This window comes from Sphingobium sp. TB-6 (genome assembly GCF_012927365.1).
Taxonomy (GTDB): Bacteria; Pseudomonadota; Alphaproteobacteria; order Sphingomonadales; family Sphingomonadaceae; genus Sphingobium.
Genome location: NZ_JABBGL010000009.1, coordinates 115,275 through 138,881 on the forward strand (window position 1 = coordinate 115,275; position 23,607 = coordinate 138,881).

Sequence of the window (23,607 nt, forward strand, 5' to 3'; positions counted from 1 at the left end):
TCCGACCGTAAAGCTGCTATAGGGCCGCATTTAAGTGGTCGGGGGCCACTGGATTTTTGCGCGGGAGATTGCGTTGTTCAAGGGGTTGAAGCCCATCATTTACGGCGGCCGTGAAGTCTGGCCGCTGGTAGAGGGCGGCAAGGGCGTAGCTGTTTCCAACCATGCCAGCTCCGGCGCCTGGGCGGCGGCCGGCGGCATCGGCACGGTGTCGGCGGTCAACGCGGACAGCTATGACAGCTTCGGCAACGTCATCCCCCAAATCTATCATGGCCGCACCCGCCGCGACCGGCATGAGGAGCTGATCGCCTATGCCGTTGACGGCGCGGTCGAGCAGGTGAAGCGCGCTTTCGAAATCGCGGGCGGCAAGGGCGCGATCAATATCAACGTGCTGTGGGAAATGGGCGGCGCGCAGCGTGTTCTCCACGGCGTATTGGAAAAGACCAGGGGCATGGTCGCGGGCGTCACCTGCGGCGCGGGCATGCCGTACAAGCTGTCGGAGATCGCCGCCTCCTATGGCGTCAATTATCTCCCCATCGTCAGCTCCGGCCGCGCCTTCCGCGCACTGTGGAAGCGCGCCTATTCCAAGGCGTCGGAATGGCTGGCGGCGGTAGTCTATGAAGACCCGTGGCTGGCGGGCGGCCATAATGGCCTCTCCAACGCCGAAGATCCCAAGGTGCCGCAGGACCCTTATCCTCGCGTCCGGGATTTGCGCGCCACCATGCGCGAAGGCGGCATTTCGGATGACGTGCCGATCGTCATGGCAGGCGGCGTCTGGCATTTGAAGGACTGGAACGACTGGATCGACAATCCGGAACTGGGCGCCATCGCCTTCCAGTTCGGCACCCGTCCGCTGCTGACGCAGGAAAGCCCGATCCCTGAGGAATGGAAACAGCGCCTGACCCAGCTTGAACCGGGCGACGTGCTGCTGCATCGCTTCTCACCCACCGGTTTCTATAGCTCGGCGGTCCGCAATCCTTTTCTGCGCCAGCTCGAAGCCCGCTCCGAACGGCAGATTCCGTTCAGCACGGAACAGGCGGGCGACCATACGCACCAGCTTGACGCGGGCGTGAAGGGCAAGAATTTCTGGGTGACGCGGGGCGACCTGCTGCGCGCCCGCGAATGGGTGGGACAGGGCTTCACCTCGGCGCTCAAGACGCCGGACAACACGCTGGTTTTCGTGACCGAAGAGGAAAAGGCCGAAATCCGCAAAGATCAGACCGACTGCATGGGCTGCCTCAGCCAGTGCGCTTTTTCGAGCTGGATGGACAGCGAAACCAACTCGACCGGCCGCCTGGCCGATCCGCGCAGCTTCTGCATCCAGAAATCGCTGCAGGAGGCCGTCCATGGCGGCGACCTCGACAAGAATCTGCTCTTCGCGGGCCATGGCGCCTATAAGTTCAAGCAGGACCCCTTCTATTCCAACGGGTTCGTGCCGACCGTGAAGCAACTCGTCGATCGCATCCTGACCGGCGACTGATGGCGGATATTCAGGGACTGGCGGTGCTGCATTACGACACGCCGCATTTCGACATCGTGCGCCCGGGGCAGTTCGTGCTCTGTGCCGTTTCGGGTGCGCGGATCGAGCTGGACGACCTCAAATATTGGAGCGCGGAGTTCCAGGAGGCCTATCGCGGGCCGGAAGAGGCGACACAGTCCTTTTTGAAGCATCGGGGTTCGACATTCCGATAAGCATCTGATTAAAAAGAAGATGAGTGGATTTTTGCGATAAACGGGCGATTGTCCGCCCGACTGCGCAACCTGAGTTCAAGGTGTGGCTCTTTCAGTCTGGCGTTTATGTGCGCCATTTCGCCGCACTTATCCTGTTTCTTTGCTCGCACTAATGGTTTATCCTTCTTCAACGAAGCGACGAAGATCGCTCGATTGAGGAAGGATGAGAGCGATGTCGCGTATCGACATTTTCGGTGACCGTATATGCGTGGTGACGAGCTTGCTGATTGTGGGCTGGTTTATCTACAATGTAGCGTTCTGACGGACGCATCGCACCCCCTCTTCCTTGCAAGGTTTGCGCTTCCCGTCCGTTCAAGGCGAACATAATGTCCGCCATGCCGTGAAACTTGTCGTCCTGATGCCTTAAGCAAAGCTATCTTCCCTCTCTCTATAAATGAGTAGATATAGGCTTGAGCATGAATGCTCCGCGGCTTTTGAAGGATGTCAGCTTGCTCCGCGTCACCAACGGCTAAAGCGCACGGTACTGAAGCGACCACGCAAGGTTTCGTGTTCCTCCTCAACAGGAGAAGACGATGACCCAGAATGCATCTCGTACCCGCCGGTCGCGCCGCGTGGCCGCCAGCCCACAAATCCATATCCCCCATTCGTCGTGGAACCGCGTGGAACGCGTGCCCGAAAGCGCCGCGCCGGTGAAGCCGGATGAATTCTGGAGCCGCCTGGGGCTTTAGGGTGGTGGTTGTCGTGAGTTGGAGCCTACGACCACCATGATTTCCCGCTTTCAGCCGGAGCCGAGAGTGACCAAAACGCCACCCGGCATCCTCACTTCACAACCTTTATCTCGAACAGCTTGGCCCAATTCTTCCCCGTCACGAACAGGCGATCGGCTTTTGCGTCATAGGCGATGCCGTTCGCCACTGCCTCGCTGTCTTTCGCGCCGCTGGCTTTCAGAAGCGGCGCGATGTCCAGCCAGTCGATGACAGCTCCTGTGCGTGGATCGATCCGCGCAATATGGGTGTCGTACCAGATATTGGCCCAGATCTCGCCTTTCACATATTCCAGTTCGTTGAGCCGATCGACCGGGCGACCGTTCCACGTCACCGTGATCCGCCGCTCCACAGTCAGCTTATCGGGGTTCAGGAACCGCAACTGCGCGGTTCCGTCGCTCATGATGAGGCTGCGCCCATCCTGCGTCAGCCCCCAGCCTTCGCCTTCATAGCGAAACTGGGAAACCGGCGAAAAATCATTCAGCTTCCAGACGAAACCTTGCCTATGCCGCCAGGTCAGGCTGATCAGCCGATCCTTCCAGTTGACGATCCCCTCGCCAAAATAGGGGCGGGGGATGGTTCGGCGGTCCAGTAGCTTGCCGTTCTTGAGATCGACCTTGCGGATCTCGGATTCGCCCTCCAGCCCGGTGCTCTCGTACAGCGCGCCGTCATGGTAGAAGAGCCCCTCGGTAAATGCAGCCGGATCATGCGGATAGCTTCGGACGAGTTTCCACCGCGTCTCCGCCTGCGCCGGAGCGATCAGCAACCATGCGCCCAGCAGCGCAACAAGGGCGCGCCTCATTCGGCGGCCTGCTCCGCCATCGCGCCGGAGAGCCAGCCGGGCAAGGCGGCGGGATCGATATCCTCCACCCGCCGCAATTCGATCGACAGGCCAAGGTCGGGCAGCGCTGCTTTCTGGCGCTTCTCATCGGCTTCAGCGATCGGCACAGCCACCAGGCGCCGGTTCACCTTGTTGCGATAATGCATGCGGGCGGTGTTTTCCTGCCCGACATAGCAGCCCTTGTCATAATCGACGCCGCCCAGTTCCGCGGCATTGGTTTCGAGCCATAAAATCTGGTCCTGCCCCAGTTCGCCGGCCCCTTCGAACACGCCCAGCGACAGCCGGTGCGCCCGGAATGCCGCCGAAGCGTCGCCCTCATCCGGCGGCGCGATCCAGCGATGTCCGAGTTGGGGTAGGCGTGGATCGAAGGGCTTATCCTGTGCCGCCAGCGCCCAGTGCACGGCCAGAGCCTCCTCTCGCGCGATCACGACCTTGCGCCGCAGCCGATAGAGTGTCAGGCGCTTGGCCAGCGCATCGACCTGCGCGGCTTCACAATCGATCAAGACATCATCCCCATCAGCCCAAAGGATGAAGTCGAACAGCGCCTTGCCCTGCGGCGTCAGCAGCGCGGTCCAGCGCGGTTCGCCCTCCTTCAGCCCCGGCACATCTCGCGTCAGCAGGCCTTGCAGAAAGATTTTCGCTTCCTCGCCCGAAATTCTGAGGAGCGCGCGGTCGGTTAGGGTGGTGCCGGTCATCGGCTTTAGGTAGGACACTCGGCAATCATATCCAAGCCCACCCTAAGCAGGCGACACCGACATGACTTTCGACCTCCTTCTCAAGAACGGCACCGTCCACACCCCCGGCGGCGCGGAAAGCGCGGATGTGGGCGTATGCGGCGGCAGAATCGTCGCCATCGGCACATCGCTGGGCGGGGCGGGAGAGGTGATCGATTGCGCCGGACTCGACGTGCTGCCCGGCTGCATCGACAGCCAGGTCCATTTCCGCGAACCGGGGCTGGAGCATAAGGAAGATCTGGAATCGGGCAGCCGCGCCGCGGTGCTGGGCGGCATCACCGCCGTGTTCGAGATGCCGAACACCAACCCCAACACCGACACCGCCGACCGCGTGCACGACAAGCTGAAGCGCGCCCATCACCGCATGTGGTGCGACCATGCCTTCTATGTCGGCGCCACCGCCGACAATGCCGAGCAGTTGAAGGAACTGGAGCGCATTCCCGGCACGTCGGGCGTCAAGATCTTCATGGGCGCCTCGACCGGCAGCCTGCTGGTGGATGATGACGATGCCCTGTCACGCGTCCTTGCGAGCGGCACCCGCCGCGTCGCCATTCATGCGGAAGACGAAGCGCGCATGAACGCCCGCAAGGACTTGCGCGTGGAGGGCGACCCGTCCTCCCACCCCGTCTGGCGCGACGATGAAAGCGCCATGATCGCGACGAAGCGCATCATCGACCTGGCCCGCAAGGCCCGCCGCCGCATCCACATATTGCATGTGACTACCCCCGCCGAGCTGGAATATATCGCCCAGCACAAGGATATCGCGACCTGCGAGGTCACGCCACAGCATCTCACCCTGGCGGCGGAGGATGCCTATCCGCGCCTGGGCACCTATGCGCAGATGAACCCGCCGATCCGGTCCGGGGCGCATCGCGACGGCCTTTGGCACTGGCTGAACCAAGGCGTGCCCGATGTCCTGGGCAGCGATCACGCCCCCCATACGATCGAGGAAAAGGCGAAGGCCTATCCCGCATCGCCCAGCGGCATGCCCGGCGTCCAGACGCTGGTGCCGCTGCTGCTCAACCATGTCGCGGAGGGGCGCCTGTCGCTTCGCCGGTTCATCGAACTGACCTCTTCGGGCCCGCAGCGCGTCTTTGGCCTGGTCGGAAAGGGGCGCATCGCGCTTGGCTATGACGCCGATTTCACCGTGGTCGACCTGAAGAAGCGTTGGACCGTCGGCAGCGACTGGCTGGCCTCGCGCTGCAACTGGTCGCCCTTCGAGGGGATGGACCTGACCGGCAAGGCTGTCGGCACCATCATCCGCGGCCATCGCGTCATGTGGGAAGACACGCTCGCCAACCAAGCGGTGGGCGAGGCTGTCCGTTTCGAGGCGACCGAGTTCGCCTAAACGGTTGCCAGCCGATTGCGGCGGGCAGCGGTCAGGCTGTCCGTCGCGAACAGGATCAGGCTCAGCCAGATCAGTGCAAAGCTTGCCATCTGCCCAGCCGTCAGCTTTTCCCCGAAAAGCAGGGTGCCGCACAGAAATTGCAGCGTCGGCGCCAGATATTGCAGCAGGCCGAGCGTCGTCATCGACAGACGCTGGGCGGCGGTCGCGAACAGCACCAGCGGCACCGTCGTCACTGCGCCGGCAATGATCAGCAAGATGGTCGTCATCATGTCCTGTCCGAAACTGACTCCGCCATGCGCCGACAGCCAGAACAGATAGCCGATGGCAGGCGGCGTCAGCAGCAGCGTCTCCACGCCCAGGCCCATCATCGGCGCTACAGGAGTCAGCTTGCGGATCAGCCCGTAGAAAGCGAAGGTCAGCGCCAGCGTGACGCTGATCCAAAGCGTGGTCAGCGCGGTCGCCGCCATGATGGCGACGCCGACCGCCGCGATCCCGATCGCCGCCATTTGTCCCCGCCGCAGTTTTTCATGGAGCAGCAGCACGCCAAGTCCGACATTCACCAGTGGATTGAGGAAATAACCGAGGCTGGTGGCGATCACATGGCCTGCATTCACCGCCCAGACATAGATCAGCCAGTTCATGCCGATCATCAGGGCCGATCCCGCGAGCGGCAGCATGAGCCGGCGATCCCGTAATATGGTCGACAGCCCGGGAAGGCTCTGCCGTGCCAGCAGGAGCGCCATGACCAACAGCAGCGACCAGAGGATGCGCTGGCCGACGATCTCCACCGGGTTCACATGATGCAGCAGCCGGAAAAAGATCGGCAGCAGACCCCATGCGCCATAGGCGGCAACTGCGGCGAGCAAACCCCGACGGATCACCTGTTCGGATGTGGGCAGGGGACTCAGAGGATGCCTCCGCCCAGGAACAGCCGCAGCGCTCCGAATGCCGCCACGATCAGACAGAAATTGCGTCCGCCATTCTTGGCCGAGAGCATGCCGACAAATGCGCCGAACAGCGCGACCGGCACGAGCAGCCAGTTGAGCGCGCCCAGCAGCGGAAACACTGCCGGGATCATCAGGATCAGGGTGAAAAGGCCGATCAGCGCTGACAGGATGTTAAGCATGGCCGCACAAATGGTGCTTCTGCTCCTTCGCGGCAAGCCGGATGGCGATGCCACTTGGCGGAGACTGGCCCGGACAAAGGAAAAATTCCGGGATTCACCAAAATCCCTAACGGAAAATTAACCTCTGCTCTTCATCCCTTGTTTACGAAGGAGTGAAGCCATGGCGCCTGTTCGATCTTTCTGTGTTCTTGCGCTACTTGCCGCCATGCCGCTGGCGGGTTGCGGCAAGAAGGAGGATGATCTGAACGCGCTGGACGCGCAACTCACCAACAATGCGGTCGACGCGCTGGCCGGTCAGATCATGGTCGACCCCAGGCTTGCAGGTCAGTCGCAGCGGGCTGCGAAGCTGCCGGTGTTGACGGGAGCGGCTGGCAAGGCGCTGGCTGATTCGGTGAAGCTGGCGGGCGGCACCTTGCTCGCCACACCCGCGCCTGTGCAGGAGGAGGCGAAGGAATCCGCGTCCATGCTCGCCGCCGTGGCCAGCGAACAGAAAAAGCCCGGCGGGAACGCCTTCTGCCGCGAGCGACTGATCTATGGCGCCCAATGGGCCAGCCGCTTGCCCGAACCCTTTACCGTCTATCCCGGCGCGCAACTTGTCGAAGCGGCAGGGGCGGAAAAGGACGGATGCACGCTGCGCGCCGCGACTTTCGTGACGCTGGTGCCACGGCAGAGCGTGATGGATTTTTATTACACCCAGGCTCGCCGCGCCGGTTTCGACGCCGAGCATAAGGTGATGGGCGGCGACCATGTGCTGGGAGGATCGCGCAAGGATGACGGCAGCGCCTTCCTACTGCTGTTCACCGAAGCGCCCGGCGGCAAGACCAGCGTGGACGTGCTCGCGGATAACGGCCGCTAGGGGTCGCCGGGGCTGTATTTCGGCCAGAAGTGGACGTTGATAATATCGTCATCCCAGCGAAAGCTGGCATCTCGTGAGGTTAGGTCGTGCGCCATCGCCTGAGATCCCAGCTTTCGCTGGGATGACGGAAATGAGGTCCGATCTCCACCTCATCCGCCGGCCCGTCATTTCCCAAACCAATGACCGCTTCCCAATCCTTGCAAAAATGCTCTAGGGCGGGCGGCATGACCAATATCTTTCTCGTCATGACAGGCGGTGCCGTCGGATCGGCGTTGCGCTACCTGCTCGGACGTCTCTCGGGCCATCTGGCCCCCGGCGCGCTGTGGCCATGGGGCACCTTCGGGGCCAATATCATCGGCGGTTTCGCCATGGGCCTGCTGGCCGGGTGGCTGGCGCGCTTCAGCACGGGCTCAGGCGAACCGATCCGCTTGCTGCTCGCTGTCGGCGTGCTCGGCGGTTTCACCACCTTCTCCTCGTTCAGCCTGGAAACCGTACTGATGATGGAACGCGGCCAATTCGGCATGGCGCTGGCCTATGCCGCCTTTTCGGTCATTGGTGCGGTCGGCGCGCTGGCCGGTGGCCTCGCTGTCATGAGGAGCGTCGCATGAAAGGTCGTCCTCCCGGCAAATCATCCGGCCCTCGCAAGCCCGGCGCCGTTCCCCAGGGTCGCGCTCGAGGCGCCGTCAAGGCCGCTCGCGCTCGCAAGCCCGACGCGCCCAAATCCGCTCCGAAGCCACCGGCTGCCAAGCCGGCCACGGCAAAGCCAGCAGTCCGGCCCGCCAAATCGTCCCCGGCCAAGGGTGTTTCGCTCGACGTCCGGCAATTCCGCGTGGGGGCTGACGATGACGGCATCCGGCTCGACCGCTGGTTCCAGCGGCATCTGCCCGATGTCGGCTTCAATATCGTGTCGCGCTGGGCGCGCACCGGCCAGTTGCGCGTGGACGGAGCGCGCGCCGCGCCGGGCGACCGGGTTGCGGAAGGCCAGAGCATCCGCGTGCCTCCCGCCGAGCCCAAGGCCGTCGAAACCGCCAAGCCCAAGCGCGTCCGCCCGGAACTGAGCGACGATCAGGTCGCCTTCGCCCAGGGACTGGTCATCCACCGCGACGCGCAAGCCATCGTCATCAACAAGCCGCCGGGCCTGGCGACGCAGGGCGGCACCAAGACCGAAGATCATGTCGACGGCCTGCTCGATGCGCTGGAATATGAGCTCGACCAACGGCCCAAGCTGGTCCATCGGCTCGACAAGGACACGTCGGGCGCGCTCCTCATTGCCCGCACCGCCCGGTCTGCCGCCTTTTTCGCCAAGGCCTTCTCCAGCCGCACCGCGCGCAAGGTCTATTGGGCCATCGTCATGGGCGTCCCCTCGATCGAGGACGGCATGGTCGAGCTGCCCATCGCCAAGCAGCCCGGCACCGGCGGCGAGAAAATGCATGTGGATCAGGAGGAGGGGCTTCCCTCCCGTTCGCGCTACCGCGTGATCGAACGCGCAGGCAATCGCGCCGCCTGGGTCGAACTGCAACCCTATACCGGCCGTACCCACCAGTTGCGCGTCCATATGGCGGCAATCGGCCATCCGATCGTGGGTGACGGCAAATATGGCGGCAAGGAGGCCTTTTTGAGCGGCGCGATCAGCCGCAAGATGCACCTCCACGCCCGCCGCATCCGCGTCGATCATCCCGATGGCGGCCGTGTGGATGTTCGCGCCGAACTGCCCGATCATTTCGCCTCCAGCCTTGCCTCGCTGGGTTTCGACCTGTCCGCCGGCGATCTGCCGCTGGACGAGGAAATCGCGCGCGCTCCCACCCGCGAGGATGAGAAGAAGGCGGCCCGAGCCCATGCCAAGCAGATCCGCAAGGGCCGCAAGGGCGAAAGGCGCGCGCGGGGCTCCGGCGGGGGACCGCGCAAGAAGTCATGACGAACAAGCTCGCCGTATTCGACTGCGACGGCACATTGGTCGACAGTCAGCATAGCATCTGCACGGCCATGATTCGTGCATTCGAGGGGGAAAAGCTGCTCGCGCCGGATCGCGCGACGATCCTCTCGGTCGTCGGCCTGTCGCTGCCGCTTGCCATGGCGCGGCTGCTGCCGGAGGCGGAGGCTGATTATCATGACTATCTCTCCGAAAGCTACAAGCTTGCTTTCCAGCAGCTTCGCCGGGAAAATGCGGTGTCGGAGCCGCTTTATCCGGGCATAGCCGAACTCATCCGCCAACTGGATGCCGATGGCTGGCTGTTGGGTGTCGCGACCGGCAAATCGGACAGGGGGCTCCAACTTTGCCTCACCCATCACGGCATCCACGCTCATTTCGTGACATTGCAGACCGCCGACCGCCATCCGTCCAAGCCGCATCCCTCCATGCTGCTCGCCGCCATGGCCGAAGCGGGGGCCGCGCCCGAAACCACGGTGATGATCGGTGACACCAGCTTCGACATCGACATGGCTCTGACCGCTGGCGCGCGTGCCCTTGGCGTCGGCTGGGGCTATCACACGCCGCAGGATCTGATCGCGGCGGGCGCGCATAGCGTAGCGATGGACAGCGCGGAATTGCATGGCCATATCCACGCCTCCGACATCAAATGACCGACCTGCCTCCACTTCCGCCAGCCGACCCTGAAAAGGTCGCCCGCCAGCGCTTCTTCGCGCTCGGCCTGTTCCGCCTGTCGGGCGCTTTGCTGGTGATGTTCGGCTTCCTCATATTGATGCAACGCTTCCATTGGGTGCAGGGGAGCAAGGCCAAGGCGATGGGCGCGATCTTCGTCGTCGTCGGCTTGTTCCAGTTCGTGATCGTGCCGCGCCTGCTGCTCGCATTGTTCAGGAAACCGCCGCAATCATGAAACGCTTCTACAAGGACGTCACGGTCGTTCCGGGTGAAACCGGTTTCGAGCTTCGGCTCGATGGCCGCCCGGTCCGCACGCCAGCCCGCGCCGCTTTGGCTCTGCCCAATGTACGCCTTGCCGAAGCGATCGCGGACGAATGGCGCGCCCAGGGCGATATGATCGATCCGCGCTCCATGCCCTTCACTGGCCTTGCCAATGGCGCCATCGACCAGATCGCGCCCAATCGCGAAAGCTTCGCCGCGGATATTGCGCGCTATGGGGAGAGTGATCTGCTCTGCTACCGCGCGGAAGGGCCGGCCGAACTGAACGCCCGCGAAGCTGCGGCCTGGGATCCGCTGCTGGATTGGGCCCGTGGCCGCTATGACGTTGCTTTCCGGGTGACGCAGGGCATCATCCCGGTCGAACAGCCCGCCGAGACTCTGGAACGGCTGGGCGGGGCGGTGGCTGTCTTCGACCCCTTCACCCTTGCGGGCCTCTCGACATTGGTGACGCTGTCCGGATCGCTGGTTTGCGGGCTCGCGATCGTGGAAGGCGGCTATGATGGCGATATGGTCTGGACCGCTTCCGAAATCGACGAGGCGTGGGAAGTCGAGCAATGGGGCGACGATGCCGAAGCCGCTGCCCGGTCGGCACGGCGGAAAGAGGAATTTGCCATGGCAGTGGCGTTTTGCGGGATGACTCGTGCCTGACGGGTTACGGCAAAGGCCTCAAGCCACCCCGCCGATGATCTTGTCGGCAAAGAGCAGCCTGCCCGGACCCATCAGCCCGATAAATTGCGGCAACATATGACGCGCCAGCGCGAAGCACCCTTCGCTGCGGCCAATCTTGCCCCAGGTCGCGATGTGATCTTCGCTCACATAATCCGCGCCATGCACGACGATGGCGCGCATTTCCGCATTGTTGTTCTGCGGGTCCAGCCCCGCCAGGCGCATCGCCCGGCCATGCTGGCCTTCGTAGATTTCGCCCGTCTTGAAGGCGCCCGAACAACTCGCTAGCGAATTGGGCTCGTTGGAAAATGTCTGGAGCCAGCCTGAATGTTCGGGGTCGGAACCGCGGCCATGGGCGACCAGATAGGAACTGGCCTGTCCGCCGATCAGATCGACCACATGGAAACGCAATTCCCGCGAGGGCGCGTTGAAGTCGGCCAATCCCACCCGGTCGCGCAGCGTGAACATATGGCCGTGCTGGTCGAGTGCAGCCTTGGCGCGCTCCAGCAGTTTCGCATAGGGCTGGGTAGCAAGCGGCCCTGCTGAGACCGGACGCGGTGCCGGCGGAGCAGCAGGCTGCGGCGGCGTTTCACCGAACGACGCAGCGCGCCCGGCACTGTCGGCAAGGAATGAAAAAGCCAGCCCGCTCAAAGCGAGCTTGGTGAAACTACGACGATCCATGAATCGCAATATAGCAAAGGAGCGGGGCCGGTCCAAGGGGAACGCCGGATTGCCACCGTCGTCCGTCCCACTCTTTGCTGCAAAACCGCCGTGCCGCCTCGTTTCCGGGGCGGGACGCGCCGATCCTATTGGGTGGCGTTCGCGCCCTCGTCCGCGCCTTCCCGATTCAGGCGCGCGGTCATGCCGGTGGCTGCGGCGTCGTCCTCGATTTGCTGCTGTTCGGAAATGGTCGGGGCGGGGGCAGGAGCGGGCGCGGCGTTATTGCTCGGCTCGGGAGCAGGAGCCTCCGGCTCCTCAACGATCACATTCTCGACCGGCGGTTCGACCAGATTGTTGGTCACCGGCGCCTCTTCCTCCTTCTTCCCGCAGGCGGCGAGGGCGAGCGCGCCGGCAAGGGCGATGAGGGCGAATTTGCGCATGAAATCAGTCCTTGGATGCGATGGAGGCCGCAGGCGCGGCGGTCGGGTCGACACGGCGGCTGGATGCTTCGATCTTTTCCGCAAGCAGCTTGTCCCAGCCATAGGGATCGGAACGGAAGCTCATCGTGCCGTTATTGCTGGCGAAAGCAGTCCAGTAAAGCAGATACACCGCCACTTCCTTGGGCAGCGAAACCCGCTGGGTTTTGCCGGTGTCGATCAGCGACTGGATCTGCCCGGCAAGGTCGGGGTTGCCCGCCACCATCAATTCCGCCAGCGGCACCGGCTTTTCCAGGCGAATGCAGCCATGGCTCGCCAGGCGGTCATAGCTTGAAAATTTCGCCCGCGACGGCGTGTCGTGCAGATAGACGGCAAAGGGATTGTTGAAGTCGAACTTCAACCGTCCCAGCGCGCTGTTGGGCCCGGCGGGTTGTACGATCCGCTCGCCCGTCTCCGGCGTGCCGACGATCTTGTAGCCCTGACGGATCAGCGTCGCGCGCCCCTTGGGCCATAATTCGCGCTTGGCGATGGAGGTGGGGACGTTCCACGGCGGATTGACCACGATCGAATGGATGCTGGATGACAGCATCGGCGTCGCATTGTCCGGCGCCCCCGTCACGGCGCGCATCGACGTCACCGGCTGATCGCCCTCGAACACCGTCAGCACGGCGGCGGCGATGTTTACCTGCACCCGGTTCACTGGCAATTGGCGCGGCATCCAGCGCCAGCGCTCCATATTCGCCATGATCGCGGCGATGCGGTCGTCGACCGGCACGTTCAGTTCCCTGAGCGTCCGCGCATCCAGCAAGCCGGTGGGGTTGAGGCCATAGCGCCGCTGCGCCCGTTGCAGCACGTCGGTCAGCTTTTCGCTCGCCGTGACGCTCTTGTCCTCTATGGCGATGCGGGCGCGCACGGTAACGGGCGAGGATTGCGCCGTCAGCGCAGGCCAACCTCCCGCGTCGCGAATCCGCTCATAATTGGCCAAACCTTTGCGCAGCCCGTCATAGCCCGCATAGGGCGGCGTCAAATTGAGCGCCCATTGCGGCAACCGATCCTCGCTGATCGCCTTGGCCAGGCCCGGTCGCGGATCGAACGGGGCAGGGCGCAACGCCCAGATCGCCAGAAAGTCCGCCGTGTCGACGCGCCCCGTGCTGAGCGCCCTGGCCCGGTCCAATGCTGCCGAAAGCAGGGCATCGCCCGTCAGGTCGCTGGTTGCCTTGCTGCGCGCCATCAGCCCTTGCTGCGTGCCGCCCTTCAGCCAGTCGTTGAGCCAGCGTTCCTGCGTGGCGGACAGGGGGGGCAGCGGTACAGGGGGAGGCGGCGTCACGATGGACGGCGGCAGGATCACCTGCGGAGCAGGGGGGGAGGATGGGGGCGCGGGCAGGATCGGCGCAACCGCCGGAGGCTGCGCCACGGACGGCACCGCGGCCGCACCCAGCAGACAAAAAACGGAAAAACGGATCAATTTGGGACGGTTCATGCTGGACCAGATAGCGCAAAGCCCGCATCGTTCAAACTCGAAGATAGCGGAAAAGATGATGCTGCACGTCGTTCACCATCCAGCCTATGTCTCTCCGGCAACAGCGGGCAGTTCCTTTCGCTTCGACAAATATGGGCTGGTGATGGAAGCGCTGACCATGGCCGCGGCGCCCTTTACCGTGCATGAACCCGCCCCCATGCCGCGCCAATGGATAGAGGCGGTCCATGATCCCGCCTATGTCGATCAGGTCGCGACGCTGAGCCTGCCGCCCGAAAAGGAAAGACGCATCGGCTTTCCCGTGACGGAGCGGGTGATGCACCGCTCCATGCTCTCGCCCGGCGGCACATGGCTAGCGGCCCGGCTGGCGCTGCGTCATGGCTATGCCGCCAACGCGGCGGGGGGCAGCCATCATGCGCTGGCTGACAGCGGCGCGGGCTATTGCGTGTTCAACGACCTTGCCATTGCGGCCAATCGATTGATCGGGGAAGGGGATGCACGGCGGATATTGATCCTGGATCTCGACGTGCATCAGGGCGACGGCACCGCCGTGCTGACGAGCGGGCGCGGGGATATCTTCACCCTCTCGATCCACGCGGAACGCAATTTCCCTGTGCGCAAGGCGCGTTCGACGCTCGACATCGGCCTGCCCGATGGAACGGGCGATGATGGCTATATGGATGCCCTGATGGAGGCGATGCCGCCTGTGCTGGACGATTTCCGGCCCGACTTGATTCTCTATCAGGCGGGGGTCGATCCCCATGCAGACGACCGTCTGGGTCGCCTTGCGCTCAGCGATGCAGGTCTGGACCGCCGCGACCGCGCCGTGATGCGCGCCGCGCGCAGCCGGGGCATAGCGCTCGCCAGCACCATGGGGGGAGGCTATGGCGCGGATCGCATGACGATCGCCCGGCGGCATGCCGACTGCATGATCCGGCTGGCGGAAGAAGTTGCTCCGGAAGGGGATGCCGGTGCGCAATCCTGATTAGTGCACCGTTTCATCCACGACGGGGTCGAAGCCGGTCGGGCGCCCGCCTTCCATGATCTTTGCCGCCACCAGTCCTGCTGCGACTAACGCGACAAAATCGCTGAAGGCCAGATAAAGACTATATCCCCAGGGCGTATGGTTGAACACGGCTTGCCCGACATGCAGCCACAGCACGGCCGTGAGCGCGAACAATATCGTCACTCTGGCCCTTTCGCCCAGATCGCCACTGATGAAGCGCAGCATCAGCGCGATCAGTACCCCGACCACCAGCGCCAGGATCAGGCCGCCGATCAAGGCGCCGGCGTCCGTCACCGGAAAACCACTGCTGTTGTAGAAGACCATCGCGACCGGCCCCTTGCCATAAAGCACCGTGCCTTCGGCGGTCGCCGGATCGGGGATCACATAGACGCCGGTGCCCGACGGCGTCAGCGCCTGCGCCATGGCAGCCTGCAAATTGCTGCCGGCTCCGGATTCCGCGCGATGAAAGGCGAGGGCGCTCAGCGGCGTCCCCCAGAAGATGAAGCCGACCAGATACATCGCCACACCGCCGATCAGGCCGCCCAACAGGGTTTTGAACATATGCCCTCCTGTCCTCTCGATGGCTTGAGAGGCTGACGGACAAACGCCGATGCGGCAATATCTTTCCGGAAAAGACCTCAATCGGCCTTGCGCGAAGCTTTTTCCGCGATGCCGGGCACGCCTTCGCGCCGGTCCAACTCGTCCAGCACATCGTCCAGACTGATGTCGAGATCGGCCAGCAGCACCAGTAGGTGGAACAGCAGGTCCGCGCTTTCACCGATCGCCCCCTCCCGGTCGGACGCCATGGCGGCGATCACCGTTTCGACGGCTTCCTCACCGACCTTCTGGGCGATCTTGCCGCGCCCCCTGGCGGTCAGCTTGGCCACATAGGATTGGCTGGGATCGGCCTGCCGCCGCTGACGGATGGTCTGTTCAAGATCGAATAGGGTCGCGCGCATGGCGCCATCAAGCGCCGCGCACGCGACCCGTCAAATGAAAACTTACTTCCGCTTGCGGCGCGCGGCGAAAACTCGCGCGCCGAGCACTGCAGCGCCAAGGTCGAACAGAGCCATCTGTTCCGGTTCCGGCACAGGAGTGGGTGCGCCGTCGGACGAAGAGCCGCCCGAGCTGCTGGAGCCGGGGCAGGGCCGTGATGGTTAACGATACCCTGCCGCTACTGGTTAATGTAAGCGCAACCGACGTTTTGCCGAGAAACAGGGTCAGCCTGCCCGAACCGGCACGCCCGCGGCAGCGAGCGCCTGATGCGCTTCAGCAATACTGTGTTGACCGAAGTGAAATATCGATGCCGCCAGCACGGCACTGGCGTGGCCTTCGATCACGCCTTCGACCAGATGCTCCAGCGTACCGACGCCGCCGCTGGCAATCACCGGGATGGATACCGCATCGGCGATGGCGCGGGTCAACGCCAGGTCATAGCCCGCCTTGGTGCCGTCTCCGTCCATCGACGTGACCAACAGTTCGCCTGCGCCCAGCGTGGCGAGTCGAACCGCATGCTCCAGCGCATCGATACCCGTGGGCTTGCGCCCGCCATGGGTGAAGATTTTCCAACGATTCTCGCCCACGCGCCGGGCGTCGACCGAGCCGACGACGCACTGGCTGCCGAAACGGTCGGCAATATCCGCCACCACCTCCGGCCGGACGACCGCCGCGCTGTTCACCGCCACCTTGTCCGCGCCTGCGAGCAGCAGCGCCCGCGCATCCTCCGGACTGCGCACGCCGCCGCCGACCGTCACCGGCATGAAGCAGACCTCAGCGGTCCGCCGCACCACGTCCAATATCGTCCCGCGCGCCTCATGCGTCGCGGTGATGTCGAGGAAGCACAGCTCATCCGCGCCCGCCGCGTCGTAGATCTTGGCCTGCTCGACCGGATCGCCTGCATCGCGCAGATCGACGAAGTTCACGCCCTTGACCACGCGCCCATTGGCGACGTCCAGACAGGGGATGACGCGGGTGCGGACCGTCATGGCTGTTCTCCTAGGCCGCAGCCCGCGCCACAGCCAGCGCTGCCTTCAGGTCCAGCCGACCGTCATAGAGGGCACGGCCCGTGATCACGCCTTCGATCCCTTCATCGGCATGCAGGCTGAGTATCCGGATATCCGCGATCCCCGCGACTCCGCCGCTTGCTATCACCGGAATGTCTGTCGCCCGCGCCAGATCGACGGTCGCGTCGATATTGCAGCCCTTGAGCAGCCCGTCGCGGCCGACATCAGTGAAGAGCAGGCTGGCGACGCCCGCATCCTCGAACCGGCGGGCGAGGTCGACCACCGGCATGTCCGATTTCTCGGCCCAGCCATCGGTCGCGACGAAACCGTCGCGGGCATCGACCGCCACCACGATTCCTCCAGGGAAGTCCCGCGCCGCGGCCTTGACGAAATCCGGATCCTTGAGCGCCGCCGTGCCGATTACGATGCGCGATACGCCAAGATCGAACCAGCGCTCCACCGCCTCCCGGTTGCGGATGCCGCCGCCCAGTTGCACATGGCCGGGGAAAGCCGCGACAATGGCCTCAACCGCTTCGGCATTGACCGCATGGCCCGCGAAGCTGCCGTCCAGATCGACCACATGCAGATGCTGCGCGCCCGCCTCGGCAAAGAGCAGCGCCTGCGCCGCCGGATTGTCGCCATAGACGGTGGCGCGGTTCATGTCGCCCTCCGCCAGACGGACGACCTGGCCGCCTTTTAGGTCGATGGCAGGGAAAACGATCAGGCTCATGGACGCCATTCCAGAAAGCGGGAAAGGAAGGAAAGGCCGTAGCTCTGGCTCTTTTCCGGGTGAAACTGGCAGCCGATGATCGTATCCCGCGCAACTGCGGCGACCAGAGGTCCGCCATGATCGGTGACGGCGGCGATATGATCCTCTTGCGCCACGTCGAAATGATAGCTGTGCAGGAAATAGGCCTCGCCCGCTTCCAGCAGCGGCGGATTGCCGCGCAGGGTCACGTCGTTCCAGCCCATATGCGGCACCTTGATCGCCGGATCATGAGGCTCGATCAGGCGCACGGTGCCGGGAATCCAGCCCAGTCCCTCATGCCGTCCGAATTCTTCCCCGGCGTCGGCCAGCAATTGCATGCCCACGCACACGCCCAGAAAGGGCACGCCGCGCTCTAACACCGCCTCGTTCATCGCCTCGACCATGCCGGGGATGGCGACCAGCGCATCGCGGCAGGCGCGAAAAGCGCCGACACCAGGCAGGACGATCCGATCCGCCTTCGCCACCAGTTCGGCATCGGCGGTGATGACGGCATTGTCCGCTCCCGCCTTGCGCAGGGCGTTATGCACCGAATGAAGGTTACCCGCGCCGTAATCGATGAGGGCAAGCGCGGTCACAATATCCCCTTGGTCGACGGAATGGCGTCGGCCTTGCGCGGGTCGATCTCCACCGCCTGCCGCAGCGCGCGGGCGAGCCCCTTGAAGCAGCTTTCGACGATATGATGGTTGTTGCTGCCGTAAAGATTTTCGATGTGCAGCGTAATCCCCGCAGCCTGGGCGAAGCTGTGGAAGAAATGCTCGACCATCTCCGTATCCCATTCCCCGATGCGCTGCACGGTGAAGGGGGCCTTGAACACCAGCCAGGGGCGGCCGGAAATATCCAGCGACACGCGGGTCAGTGTCTCGTCCATCGGGGAATAGACGCTGCCGTAGCGGGAAATGCCGCGCTTGTCGCCCAGCGCCTTGGCCACCGCCTCGCCAATGGCGATCGCCGTGTCTTCTGTGGTGTGGTGCTGGTCGACATGCAGGTCACCGACCGTCTTCACATCCATGTCGATCAGCGAGTGGCGGGACAGTTGCTCGATCATGTGATCGAAAAAGCCAATGCCCGTCGAAACGGTATAGATGCCGGTGCCGTCGAGGTTGACGGTCACGTCGATCTGCGTTTCCGCAGTGTTGCGGTGAATGTCGGCCGTGCGCATGGCTGCGCCCTATACCGAAGTGGCCCCACGTTGCAATGTGCCCCAGCAATCTATGGCGCGCTCTTGACCCGCGCCGCCGCGCCGCTAGGACATTGGCGCATGAGTGAAGACCTGCCCGACAGCCTGATTCCCTATGACGAAATCGTGCAGGAGGCTCTGCGCGCTGTGGTCGGCCGTGTTCTGGGAGAAATCGAGCGTTCAGGTGGGCTTCCCGGCGCGCATCATTTCTATATCACCTTTAAGACTCAGGCGGCCGGAGTCGATATCCCGCGTCACCTGGTCGAGCGATTCCCCGACGAGATGACCGTCGTGCTCCAGAATAAATTCTGGGATCTCAAGGTCAGCGATGACGCCTTTGGGGTCAGCCTGACCTTCAATCAGGTCGCCGCGCATCTGTATATTCCCTTTGCCGCGATTACGGCCTTCGTCGATCCTGCGGTGAATTTCGCCCTGCAATTCCAGGCGCAGGCCGACATTGCGCCCGAACCGCATGAAGAAGCGGAAAATGACGCCCCCCAAGTGATGACGGAAGACGGCTCCAATGTCGTCACCGTGGATTTCGGCAAGAAGAAATAAGCTCTGGAATAGGGGGGCGAGCTTCCCCAGATTGGTGGCACTCCAGCAATTTCAGGGAGTGGCTGATTTGAGCGAGACTCGTACCGAAACCGACAGCATTGGCGCCATCGAAGTGCCTGCCGACGCTTATTGGGGCGCGCAAACCCAACGCAGCATCGAAAATTTCCCTTTCGGTCCGGACGAACGCATGCCCGTTGGCATCGTCCATGCCCTGGCGATCGTGAAGCAGGCGGCGGCGCGGGTGAACCGCGGCCATGGCCTCGATTCGGGGCTGGCCGATGCGGTCGAGGCGGCCGCTGCCGAAGTGATTGCGGGCCGCCACGACGACCAGTTCCCTCTCGTCATCTGGCAGACCGGCAGCGGCACCCAGTCGAACATGAACGTCAATGAGGTGATCGCGGGCATCGCCAATGAGGCGCTGACCGGTAAGCGCGGCGGCAAGAGTCCGGTCCATCCCAACGACCATGTGAATATGGGGCAGTCGTCCAATGACAGCTTTCCGACGGCACTGCATATCGCGGCGGCGCGGGCGGTGACCGGGCATCTATTTCCCGCGCTGGACCGGCTGCATGCCGCGCTCGACGCCAAGGCGAAGGCGTGGGCGGGCATCGTCAAGATCGGCCGCACCCATTTGCAGGATGCGACGCCGCTGACGCTGGGACAGGAATTTTCCGGCTATGCGCATCAACTCTACCGGAGCCGCAAGCGGATCGAACCGGCCACCATGTATGGCATGATGGCGCTGGCGCAGGGCGGCACGGCGGTCGGCACGGGCCTTAATGCGCCCAAGGATTTCGATGTCGCCGTCGCAAGGGAGATCGCAACGCTGACCGGATTGTCGTTCCGGACGGCGGACAACAAGTTCGAAGCGCTCGCCTCCAATGATCCGCTGGTGCATCTGTCCTCGACCTTGGCGACGCTGGCGGTGGCGTTGACCAAGATCGCCAATGACATCCGCCTGCTGGGCAGCGGTCCGCGTTCGGGCCTTGGCGAACTCGACCTGCCCGCCAATGAGCCGGGCAGTTCCATCATGCCGGGCAAGGTCAACCCGACGCAGTGCGAGATGCTGACCATGGTCGCCGCCCAGGTCATTGGCAATCATCAGGCGGTAACGGTCGGCGGCTTGCAGGGGCATCTGGAACTTAATGTCTTCAAGCCGCTGATCGGCGCGGCGGTGCTGCGGTCGATCCATTTGTTGAGCGTCGGCATGGACAGCTTTGCCGAACGCTGCGTCGAAGGGCTGGAGGCGAATGAAAGGCGGATAGCCGAACTGGTTGATCGGTCGCTGATGCTGGTGACGGCGTTGGCGCCGGAGATCGGCTATGACAATGCCGCGAAGATCGCCAAACATGCCCATGCCGAAGGGCTGACGTTGAAGGAGGCGGGCTTGGCGTTGGGACTGGTCGATGAAGCCACCTTCGACCGGCTGGTCCGGCCGGAAAATATGGTCTGATTCAGATCGACATGGCGGAACCTGCCGCGCTGCGGTACATTGACACCCCATGAGGAAAAAATCGCCCGACCAGCCGCTGATCGCCGTCCGTCCGCCGCGTAAGGATAGCTTGCTCAAAAAGGCGGCCCGTGTCGGAGCGACGGTCGTCGCGGCCCGCGTTGCGGCGGATACCGGCAAGAAGGGCGTGATCGGCCTGCTCGCGGGAATGGGCGCCAAGCGGCTCATCATGCGCTATCCGGCGGGCGCTCTGTTCGTGACGGGCGCCTATATGGCGGGCAAGATCTACGAAGCGAAGCGCGAAGCGGACCGTAAGCGCAAGGCCAAGACCCTGCCGGACAAAAGCGCGCAGCCGATATTGATCGAGGAGGCGCGCAAGGCCCGCAAAGGCTGAAGCGCGGATTGTCCCTCTTGCCAAATGGCGTTCATGGCGGCACTAGCGGCCATGGCCGACAGCACCTCCATCGAGACGCCCGATTTCAAGCGCCGCGGCGTCCTGTTCGTTCTTTCCTCGCCTTCGGGCGCCGGTAAATCCACCATTGCGCGCAAGCTGCTTGCGGCTGAGCCGGATCTGGCGATGTCGGTGTCCGCGACGACGCGGCCGATGCGACCGGGGGAGGTCGAGGGCAAGGATTATCATTTCGTCGATCTGGAGGAATTCCGGCGGATGACCGCCGATCATGAATTTCTGGAATGGGCGCATGTCTTCGGCCAGCGCTACGGCACGCCCCGCGAGCCGGTGGAGGCGATGCTGAAGTCTGGGCGCGACGTGCTGTTCGACATCGACTGGCAGGGCGCGCAGCAGCTTCACCAGATTGCGGGGGGCGATGTCGTGCGCATATTCATTCTGCCTCCCTCGATGGAGGAGCTGGAGCGCCGTCTACGGGGCCGGGCGACGGACAGCAATGAAGTGATCGAAGGCCGCATGTCCCGCGCCGCCGGAGAGATCGCGCATTGGGACGGCTATGATTATGTCCTCTGCAATGTCGATGCGGAGGATTGTTTCCAGCGCGTCCAGACCATCCTGCATGCCGAGCGCATGAAGCGCAGCCGCCAGACGGGGCTGATCGGCTTTATCCGCAAGCTCAGCCGTTATCATCAGGACGATTGAGGGTCTGGCTGGCTGAAACCTGCTCCTGCGTAGGCAGGAGCACGGTAATTTATCCCTCAAATCCCGCCGGGTCGGCCCAGTCCGGGTGAACCCAGGCCATGGCCTTGAACAGCGTTCCCATGGCGTCGTCAGCGGTCAGCCGATGACGGGCGGCCTCCACTTCCTCTGCGCGGGTGGGCGCGGTGCGGCTCAACTGATCGGCGCGGGCGTCGATGCCGAGCTGGCGCAGAAAGGCACCTTGACCGACCGTTCGCGTCACGTGCAGCCCGGCTTGCCGCGCCATATTGCCAATCATGGTGAAATCGACATGGGTGGTTAGGTCACTCTCGCCTGGTTCGAAGAAAGGATCAGCGAACCGATGCGCTCTGACGGCCTGGAGCGTGTCGCCGGTGGCCGGGCCTTCATAGCCATAGTCGACGATGATCGCGGCGCCGCCCTGCCGCGCGATGCGATGCGCCAGTTCCAGCGCGATGGCCGATCCGGCGAGCGGCATTTCAAGGATCGTGCCTTCCGGCGCGTCGGCGGCCATGGCGGGGATGCCGGATTCGACTCGGCGGTAACCGGGCATTGGGGCGAAATGCGCGGGCTGTTCGGGATCGGGGCGTACGACCACCCGCTCGCGCCATTCCTGACCGACGCGGACAAGCTGGCGGACGGGAAGGGCATCGAAAAATTCATTGGCGACGACCAGCAGCGGCCCCTGCTCTGGCAGGCTTGAAACGGCGTCGTGGTGTGAGACATTGGGTATCAGCGCCCTTTGCCGTTCCCGCAGGCTGGGGCTGGTTTCGACGAAATGAACGCGGGGATGGAGCGATGCGCTGGCCATGGCGCGCAGCGCGTCGGAGGCAAGCGTGCCGCGGCCGGGCCCCAACTCGACATAATGCACCTCCGGACGGCTGCCCGATCTCATCCACATGTCCGCGAGGCAGAGTCCGATCAGTTCCCCGAACATCTGGCTGATTTCGGGCGCGGTGGTGAAGTCGCCCGCCGCGCCCAGGGGGTCGCGGGTGCCGTAATAATGCTGGTTCGCCTCCGCCATATAATGGGCGACGGAGATCGGGCCGCCTGCCGCGATCTGGCGCGACAGGCGTTCCGAAAGACTGAGTTCAACTGACACTCGCACTGCCTGCAATGGGCTCCACCCGGACACGGCGGCCCTTGGCCGTGACGATCAGGTAGAGGCCGCCCAGGATCATCGGCACGCAGAGCCACTGGCCCATATGAAGGCCGGTGCGGGCGGCGAATTCCATGAGCTGGGCGTCGGCTTCGCGGAAATATTCGATGCCGAAGCGGAAGATGCCGTAGCAGAAGAGGAAGAGGCCCACGAGCATGCCGGGCTTGTAGCGGGCGCGGGTCTTCCAGAAGGCGAAGGCCAGAATGAGGAAGAGGATGATGCCTTCGAAAAAGGCTTCGTAAAGCTGGCTGGGATGGCGGCGGAAGGGGCCGCCGGTCGGGAAGATGATTGCCCAGGCCACGTCGGTTTCCTTGCCCCACAATTCCCCGTTCACGAAATTGGCGAGGCGGCCGAAGAACAGGCCGAAGGGGACGCAACAGGCCACGAAATCATGGATACGCAGCCAGGAGAGATTCTCCTTGCGCGCCATGTAGAGGATGCCGAGCGACACGCCGATCGCGCCGCCATGGAAGGACATGCCGCCGTTCCAGAGCTTGAAGATATCGAGCGGATGCTGGAGGATTTCGGGCTGGTAGAAGAAGACATAGGCCAGCCGCCCGCCAATGATGATGCCTAGCGTCGCATAGAAGATCATGTCGTCGGCATGGCGGCGCGCCATGGGCGATCCGGGCTGGGCGATGAGCTTCAGCAGATACCAGTAGCCGATCAATATGCCGGCCAGATAGGCGAGGCTGTACCATTTCAGCGTGAAGAAGCCGAGGTCGAGCGCGACCGGGCTGAGGCCGAGCTGGTCGAAACGGATGGCGCCCGAAGCGGCGGCGGCAAGGTCAAGGATCAAGTTGTCGTTCCCTTTGGGAAAATCGGACCCGCCATAGAGCAGGTTGGGGGGAAGATGAAAGGGGGCGTTTGATGGGCGCCGGTC

Annotated in this window: 30 protein-coding genes and 1 pseudogene; 15 read left to right on the forward strand and 16 right to left on the reverse strand. The window is 63.7% G+C overall.

The features are described from left to right. Positions 1-73 precede the first annotated feature (73 nt). From HHL26_RS14145 to HHL26_RS14155, 3 genes are all read left to right on the forward strand, one after another. Positions 74-1,477: a nitronate monooxygenase gene (locus tag HHL26_RS14145; RefSeq protein WP_066561557.1), complete on the forward strand. Its 1,404-nt coding sequence runs from the start codon at positions 74-76 to the stop codon at positions 1,475-1,477. Next, entirely contained in the window at positions 1,477-1,689 is a 213-nt protein-coding gene (locus HHL26_RS14150; RefSeq protein ID WP_066555972.1) for a DUF2093 domain-containing protein, read from the forward strand. Before HHL26_RS14145 ends, HHL26_RS14150 begins: the two co-directional genes overlap by 1 nt. A gap of 572 nt (positions 1,690-2,261) precedes the next feature. Continuing rightward, the gene (locus tag HHL26_RS14155; RefSeq protein ID WP_169576141.1) at positions 2,262-2,417 is read left to right on the forward strand and encodes a hypothetical protein; all 156 of its coding nucleotides are present in this window, start codon (positions 2,262-2,264) and stop codon (positions 2,415-2,417) included. Positions 2,418-2,508: 91 nt separating this feature from the next. Here HHL26_RS14155 and HHL26_RS14160 read toward each other — a convergent pair whose 3' ends face one another. Both HHL26_RS14160 and HHL26_RS14165 read right to left on the reverse strand, forming a co-directional pair. Beyond that, on the reverse strand, positions 2,509-3,255 hold the full coding sequence (locus HHL26_RS14160; RefSeq protein ID WP_066555974.1) for a glutaminyl-peptide cyclotransferase: 747 nt from the start codon (positions 3,253-3,255) through the stop codon (positions 2,509-2,511). Continuing rightward, positions 3,252-3,989 carry a folate-binding protein YgfZ gene (locus HHL26_RS14165; protein WP_066555975.1) on the reverse strand — a complete coding sequence of 246 codons (738 nt, stop codon included), beginning with the start codon at positions 3,987-3,989 and terminating at the stop codon, positions 3,252-3,254. The genes HHL26_RS14160 and HHL26_RS14165 overlap by 4 nt, the downstream gene beginning before the upstream one ends. Positions 3,990-4,050: 61 nt before the next feature. Between HHL26_RS14165 and HHL26_RS14170 the strand changes: the two genes are divergently transcribed. Beyond that, on the forward strand, positions 4,051-5,376 hold the full coding sequence (locus HHL26_RS14170; RefSeq protein WP_066555976.1) for a dihydroorotase: 1,326 nt from the start codon (positions 4,051-4,053) through the stop codon (positions 5,374-5,376). Here the strand turns inward: HHL26_RS14170 and rarD are convergent. Both rarD and HHL26_RS14180 read right to left on the reverse strand, forming a co-directional pair. After that, on the reverse strand, positions 5,373-6,257 hold the full coding sequence (rarD, locus tag HHL26_RS14175) for an EamA family transporter RarD (RefSeq protein WP_254911364.1): 885 nt from the start codon (positions 6,255-6,257) through the stop codon (positions 5,373-5,375). The two genes, HHL26_RS14170 and rarD, sit on opposite strands and share 4 nt — an antisense overlap. Before the next feature lie 23 nt (positions 6,258-6,280). Continuing rightward, positions 6,281-6,502, reverse strand: coding sequence for a hypothetical protein (locus HHL26_RS14180; protein WP_066555978.1), 222 nt, complete (start codon positions 6,500-6,502; stop codon positions 6,281-6,283). 160 nt (positions 6,503-6,662) lie between these two features. Between HHL26_RS14180 and HHL26_RS14185 the strand changes: the two genes are divergently transcribed. The 6 genes from HHL26_RS14185 (at position 6,663) to HHL26_RS14210 (ending at position 10,884) form a co-directional block, all read left to right on the forward strand. Then, positions 6,663-7,358 (forward strand): hypothetical protein, encoded by a 696-nt coding sequence (locus tag HHL26_RS14185; protein WP_066555979.1) that lies wholly within the window; start codon positions 6,663-6,665, stop codon positions 7,356-7,358. A gap of 224 nt (positions 7,359-7,582) precedes the next feature. Further along, positions 7,583-7,966: a fluoride efflux transporter CrcB gene (gene crcB, locus HHL26_RS14190; RefSeq protein ID WP_066555980.1), complete on the forward strand. Its 384-nt coding sequence runs from the start codon at positions 7,583-7,585 to the stop codon at positions 7,964-7,966. Further along, a complete protein-coding gene (locus HHL26_RS14195; RefSeq protein WP_066555982.1) occupies positions 7,963-9,273 on the forward strand; it encodes an RluA family pseudouridine synthase in 1,311 nt (436 codons plus the stop codon). The genes crcB and HHL26_RS14195 overlap by 4 nt, the downstream gene beginning before the upstream one ends. Then, a complete protein-coding gene (locus HHL26_RS14200; RefSeq protein ID WP_066555984.1) occupies positions 9,270-9,938 on the forward strand; it encodes an HAD-IA family hydrolase in 669 nt (222 codons plus the stop codon). The genes HHL26_RS14195 and HHL26_RS14200 overlap by 4 nt, the downstream gene beginning before the upstream one ends. Continuing rightward, positions 9,935-10,192 carry a hypothetical protein gene (locus HHL26_RS14205; RefSeq protein WP_066555985.1) on the forward strand — a complete coding sequence of 86 codons (258 nt, stop codon included), beginning with the start codon at positions 9,935-9,937 and terminating at the stop codon, positions 10,190-10,192. The genes HHL26_RS14200 and HHL26_RS14205 overlap by 4 nt, the downstream gene beginning before the upstream one ends. Then, positions 10,189-10,884 carry an ATP12 family protein gene (locus tag HHL26_RS14210; protein WP_066555988.1) on the forward strand — a complete coding sequence of 232 codons (696 nt, stop codon included), beginning with the start codon at positions 10,189-10,191 and terminating at the stop codon, positions 10,882-10,884. The genes HHL26_RS14205 and HHL26_RS14210 overlap by 4 nt, the downstream gene beginning before the upstream one ends. Positions 10,885-10,902: 18 nt before the next feature. Here HHL26_RS14210 and HHL26_RS14215 read toward each other — a convergent pair whose 3' ends face one another. From HHL26_RS14215 to HHL26_RS14225, 3 genes are all read right to left on the reverse strand, one after another. Next, positions 10,903-11,583, reverse strand: coding sequence for a murein L,D-transpeptidase catalytic domain family protein (locus HHL26_RS14215; RefSeq protein WP_066555989.1), 681 nt, complete (start codon positions 11,581-11,583; stop codon positions 10,903-10,905). Positions 11,584-11,708: 125 nt separating this feature from the next. Beyond that, positions 11,709-12,002 (reverse strand): hypothetical protein, encoded by a 294-nt coding sequence (locus tag HHL26_RS14220; RefSeq protein ID WP_066555991.1) that lies wholly within the window; start codon positions 12,000-12,002, stop codon positions 11,709-11,711. 4 nt (positions 12,003-12,006) lie between these two features. Next, the gene (locus tag HHL26_RS14225; RefSeq protein ID WP_066555993.1) at positions 12,007-13,479 is read right to left on the reverse strand and encodes a L,D-transpeptidase family protein; all 1,473 of its coding nucleotides are present in this window, start codon (positions 13,477-13,479) and stop codon (positions 12,007-12,009) included. Positions 13,480-13,537: 58 nt separating this feature from the next. On the opposite strand from HHL26_RS14225, the gene HHL26_RS14230 reads away from it, so the two are divergent. Further along, positions 13,538-14,461, forward strand: a complete 924-nt coding sequence (locus HHL26_RS14230; RefSeq protein WP_066561560.1) for a histone deacetylase — start codon at positions 13,538-13,540, stop codon at positions 14,459-14,461. Here HHL26_RS14230 and HHL26_RS14235 read toward each other — a convergent pair whose 3' ends face one another. From HHL26_RS14235 to hisB, 7 genes and pseudogenes are all read right to left on the reverse strand, one after another. Beyond that, positions 14,462-15,043, reverse strand: coding sequence for a hypothetical protein (locus HHL26_RS14235; RefSeq protein WP_066555995.1), 582 nt, complete (start codon positions 15,041-15,043; stop codon positions 14,462-14,464). A 77-nt stretch (positions 15,044-15,120) separates the two neighbouring features. Beyond that, positions 15,121-15,441 (reverse strand): phosphoribosyl-ATP diphosphatase, encoded by a 321-nt coding sequence (locus HHL26_RS14240; protein ID WP_066555996.1) that lies wholly within the window; start codon positions 15,439-15,441, stop codon positions 15,121-15,123. Positions 15,442-15,483: 42 nt separating this feature from the next. Then, positions 15,484-15,633, reverse strand: a pseudogene (locus HHL26_RS24260) (PEP-CTERM sorting domain-containing protein); the annotation flags it as partial. A 69-nt stretch (positions 15,634-15,702) separates the two neighbouring features. Continuing rightward, positions 15,703-16,467: an imidazole glycerol phosphate synthase subunit HisF gene (gene hisF / locus HHL26_RS14250; RefSeq protein WP_066555999.1), complete on the reverse strand. Its 765-nt coding sequence runs from the start codon at positions 16,465-16,467 to the stop codon at positions 15,703-15,705. Between the two features lie 10 nt (positions 16,468-16,477). Beyond that, positions 16,478-17,215 carry a 1-(5-phosphoribosyl)-5-[(5-phosphoribosylamino)methylideneamino]imidazole-4-carboxamide isomerase gene (gene hisA / locus HHL26_RS14255; protein WP_066556001.1) on the reverse strand — a complete coding sequence of 246 codons (738 nt, stop codon included), beginning with the start codon at positions 17,213-17,215 and terminating at the stop codon, positions 16,478-16,480. After that, on the reverse strand, positions 17,212-17,829 hold the full coding sequence (gene hisH, locus HHL26_RS14260) for an imidazole glycerol phosphate synthase subunit HisH (RefSeq protein WP_066556003.1): 618 nt from the start codon (positions 17,827-17,829) through the stop codon (positions 17,212-17,214). The genes hisA and hisH overlap by 4 nt, the downstream gene beginning before the upstream one ends. Then, entirely contained in the window at positions 17,826-18,413 is a 588-nt protein-coding gene (hisB, locus tag HHL26_RS14265; protein ID WP_066556006.1) for an imidazoleglycerol-phosphate dehydratase HisB, read from the reverse strand. Before hisB ends, hisH begins: the two co-directional genes overlap by 4 nt. 99 nt (positions 18,414-18,512) lie before the next feature. Here hisB and HHL26_RS14270 point away from each other — a divergent pair, with 99 nt between their 5' ends. The 4 genes from HHL26_RS14270 (at position 18,513) to gmk (ending at position 21,550) form a co-directional block, all read left to right on the forward strand. Continuing rightward, positions 18,513-18,989 carry a ClpXP protease specificity-enhancing factor SspB gene (locus tag HHL26_RS14270; protein ID WP_066556007.1) on the forward strand — a complete coding sequence of 159 codons (477 nt, stop codon included), beginning with the start codon at positions 18,513-18,515 and terminating at the stop codon, positions 18,987-18,989. Between the two features lie 67 nt (positions 18,990-19,056). Next, complete coding sequence (gene fumC, locus HHL26_RS14275) at positions 19,057-20,442, forward strand: class II fumarate hydratase (RefSeq protein WP_066556008.1); 1,386 nt, start codon at positions 19,057-19,059, stop codon at positions 20,440-20,442. A gap of 49 nt (positions 20,443-20,491) precedes the next feature. Further along, positions 20,492-20,833, forward strand: a complete 342-nt coding sequence (locus tag HHL26_RS14280) for a hypothetical protein (protein WP_066556010.1) — start codon at positions 20,492-20,494, stop codon at positions 20,831-20,833. A gap of 51 nt (positions 20,834-20,884) precedes the next feature. After that, the gene (gene gmk / locus HHL26_RS14285; protein WP_066561562.1) at positions 20,885-21,550 is read left to right on the forward strand and encodes a guanylate kinase; all 666 of its coding nucleotides are present in this window, start codon (positions 20,885-20,887) and stop codon (positions 21,548-21,550) included. A gap of 49 nt (positions 21,551-21,599) precedes the next feature. Here the strand turns inward: gmk and HHL26_RS14290 are convergent, their stop codons facing one another. Then, positions 21,600-22,667, reverse strand: a complete 1,068-nt coding sequence (locus HHL26_RS14290) for an SAM-dependent methyltransferase (RefSeq protein WP_066556011.1) — start codon at positions 22,665-22,667, stop codon at positions 21,600-21,602. Beyond that, on the reverse strand, positions 22,657-23,523 hold the full coding sequence (gene lgt / locus HHL26_RS14295; RefSeq protein ID WP_066556013.1) for a prolipoprotein diacylglyceryl transferase: 867 nt from the start codon (positions 23,521-23,523) through the stop codon (positions 22,657-22,659). The genes HHL26_RS14290 and lgt overlap by 11 nt, the downstream gene beginning before the upstream one ends. Positions 23,524-23,607: the final 84 nt, after the last annotated feature.